This is a genomic window from Nocardia neocaledoniensis (genome assembly GCF_029868625.1).
GTDB classification, from domain to species: domain Bacteria; phylum Actinomycetota; class Actinomycetes; order Mycobacteriales; family Mycobacteriaceae; genus Nocardia; species Nocardia neocaledoniensis_A.
In genome coordinates, this window is record NZ_JARWOJ010000375.1 from 1 (window position 1) to 2,644 (window position 2,644).

The 2,644-nt window shown below is 70.2% G+C and carries 2 protein-coding genes and 2 pseudogenes; 2 read left to right on the plus strand and 2 right to left on the minus strand.

Translation table 11 applies throughout. The annotated features are described in order from the left end of the window. Positions 1-265 precede the first annotated feature (265 nt). Both QH270_RS29190 and QH270_RS29195 read left to right on the plus strand, forming a co-directional pair. Positions 266-577, plus strand: a pseudogene (locus tag QH270_RS29190) (transposase); the annotation flags it as partial. Positions 578-595: 18 nt separating this feature from the next. Then, positions 596-1,120, plus strand: a pseudogene (locus QH270_RS29195) (ABC transporter permease); the annotation flags it as partial. On the opposite strand, the gene QH270_RS29200 reads toward QH270_RS29195, so the two are convergent. Both QH270_RS29200 and QH270_RS29205 read right to left on the minus strand, forming a co-directional pair. Then, positions 1,117-2,205, minus strand: a complete 1,089-nt coding sequence (locus tag QH270_RS29200; RefSeq protein WP_052373458.1) for a sensor histidine kinase — start codon at positions 2,203-2,205, stop codon at positions 1,117-1,119. The pseudogene QH270_RS29195 and the gene QH270_RS29200 sit on opposite strands and share 4 nt — an antisense overlap. After that, positions 2,202-2,644: winged helix-turn-helix domain-containing protein (locus tag QH270_RS29205; protein ID WP_280347395.1), on the minus strand; the 443-nt coding region annotated here is incomplete at its 5' end. The genes QH270_RS29205 and QH270_RS29200, both read right to left, overlap by 4 nt.

Below are 2,644 nucleotides of genomic sequence, written 5' to 3' on the forward strand. Positions count from 1 at the left end.
AGTGCTCCACGAATACGGCGACATCCCGCCAGCATCACGGAACCATCGCGTCCCCGCGACCGGTGAGACACCCACCGCCACAGCACATTCCGTGGGAAGATCACCTCGGGCGATCTCGTCCCAGAACGCACGCTCGACCACCCGCTGATGCCCGGGATGACCCGGTGACCGCATCGGAGCTCGCCCTGTAACCTCCCGAACCCAATCCGACGGTCTTCCCACAACACCCTCCTGACCTCGGATGTTGCTTCCATCGGTTGAACCTGCTCAATACACGTCGCTGGTGTTCACCGAAGCTCTGGTCGAGTCGGGCATCGCCGGTTCCATCGGCAGCGTCGGCGATGCCCTCGACAATGCCCTGATGGAATCGACGATCGGGCTCTACAAGACCGAGCTGATCGAGCGGGCACAGTCCTGGTCCGGTCGGGCCGAGGTCGAGCGGGAGACCGCCGAGTGGGTCCGCTGGTTCAACGCGGACCGGTTGCATTCGTCGATCGACTATCTGCCGCCGGTCGAGTACGAGACGCTATATCGTGAACAGCGCCCTACCGTCGCCTCGGCCCTCGAGGTGGCCTGAACGAAGTCTCCACCCGCTTCAGGGCGGTTCAGTGCGGGCCTGCCGCATGCGCGCCGGGCCGCCACGATCGGCGTAGCCGCGGCCACCGCGGCCACCCTGTCCGTGCTGGTGCTGCTCGGGGTGATCTCGACCCAGGCCCGCGTGGTGGTGCCGGTCGGCGGCATGATCGTGGCCGGGGCCATGCAGGCCGCCGGCCTGGCCCTGCACCGGATGCTCGAGGACGCCCGCCGCGCCCGGCCCGGTATCGAGGCCCGCCTGTGCCTGGGCCTGCCCGCCTCGGAGGCGTTCGCCCCGTACCGGCGCTCGGCGCTGCGCACCGCGCTCATTCCGGCCATCGACGCCACCAAGGTCGTGGGCCTGATCAGCCTGCCCGGCGCGATGACCGGACTCATCCTCGCCGGAGTGGACCCGCTGACGGCCATCCGCTACCAGATCGTGGTGATGTACATGCTGCTCGCCGCCACCATCGCCGCCGCAAGTAGTGGTGCGCTGGCCCAGCGTGCGCTGTTCGACGACGCGCACCGGCTGCGGAGCATGAATTAGCGGCGCTTCCCGCCCACGGTGTCGCCATCGATGGCGAGGTCAGCAACGGCGGGCAATTCCACGGTCACGACGGCGCCGCCGTCGGGATGGTTGGCGGCGTGGACACGGCCGTGGTGGCGGGCGGCGATGGCCGCGACGATCGACAGCCCGAGCCCGTTACCGCCGCGGGTGCGGGCGGCGTCGGCGCGGGTGAACCGGTCCAAGGCGTGGGGCAAGAACTCGGGTGGGAAGCCGGGCCCGTGGTCACGGACAGTAATGGTGACCATCGAATCGTGCTGTGCCGCCGTGAGGTGGATGGGTGGAAGCCCGTAGTCGAGGGCATTGTCGATCAGGTTGCCGATCGCGCGTTCGAAGCGGTCGGGGTCGACGCGCACCGACAGCCGCGGCGGACAGTCCAGCCCGATCGGGTCCGGGTAGCGGTCGGTGATCGCTGCGAGGAGGGGGTGTAGTTGGTGGGTATCGCCGGTGAGGAAGCTGTCGTCGTCGCTGCTGCGCGCCAGCAGCAGGAGGTCCTGGGCCAGGCGGGAGAGCCGGTTGGTGTCGTCGAGCGCGGCGCGCACCGTGGCGATGAGCTCGGTATTGCCGCGGGGTGCGCGCAGGGCGAGTTCGAGTTCGGTGGTGAGCAGGCTCAACGGGGTGCGCAGTTCGTGGCCGGCGTCGGCGACGAAGCGGCGCTCGCGGTCGAGCGCGTCGTGCAGCCGCGCGAGGAGATCGTTGAATGTGGTTCCCAGGCGCGCGATTTCGTCGTCGCTGTCGGGAATCGGCAGGTACGGGTCCGGATCGTCGGGGCGCAGCTGCGCGGCGCGGGCGCGCATCCGCTCGACCGGGCGCAGTGCGGCGGTGGCCAGCAGAAAGGCACCGGCGGTGGCGAGAATCCAGATCAGCGGGAACGCGAGGAGCAGTTCGCCGCGCAGGTCGGTGATCATCGCCTCGATCAGTGCGCGGCTGGGGCCGTCGGTGACCGATTCGTCGGCGGCGTCGCGGGCCTGGCGCACGGTGACGACACCAATACCCGACAGCACCAGCGCCATCAGCACACCGAAGGCGACGGTGAGCCGGATCCGGATGGGCCACCGCGAGATCACGACGGCTCCCGCTGTCCGGTCGCGGTGACCGGGTTGAGGCGGTATCCGACCCCGCGCAGGGTCTCGAGGCTGGTGACCCCGAACCGGCGGTCGATCTTGTCGCGCAGGGCGCGGATGTGCACCTCGACCACATTCGAGCGGGACTCGAACGCGAAGTCCCAGCAGTGTTCCAGCAGCTGCTGGCGGGTGAACACCGCGCCCGGATGCCGCAGGAAGGTTTCCAGTAGCGCGAATTCCTTGGCGGTCACCTCGATTTCGGTCTCGCCGCGCCACACCCGGTGGGTCACCGGATCCAGCCGCAGATCCCCGGCACACAGCGGCGGGCGCGGGGCGGGGGGGGGGCCGCCGGCCCCCCCCCGCCCCCCCCGCGCCGCCACCGCCCCCCCCGACGGGTGAGAGGCGGTGGTGGCGGTAGGCACGCCGAAGGCGTGGGCGAGGT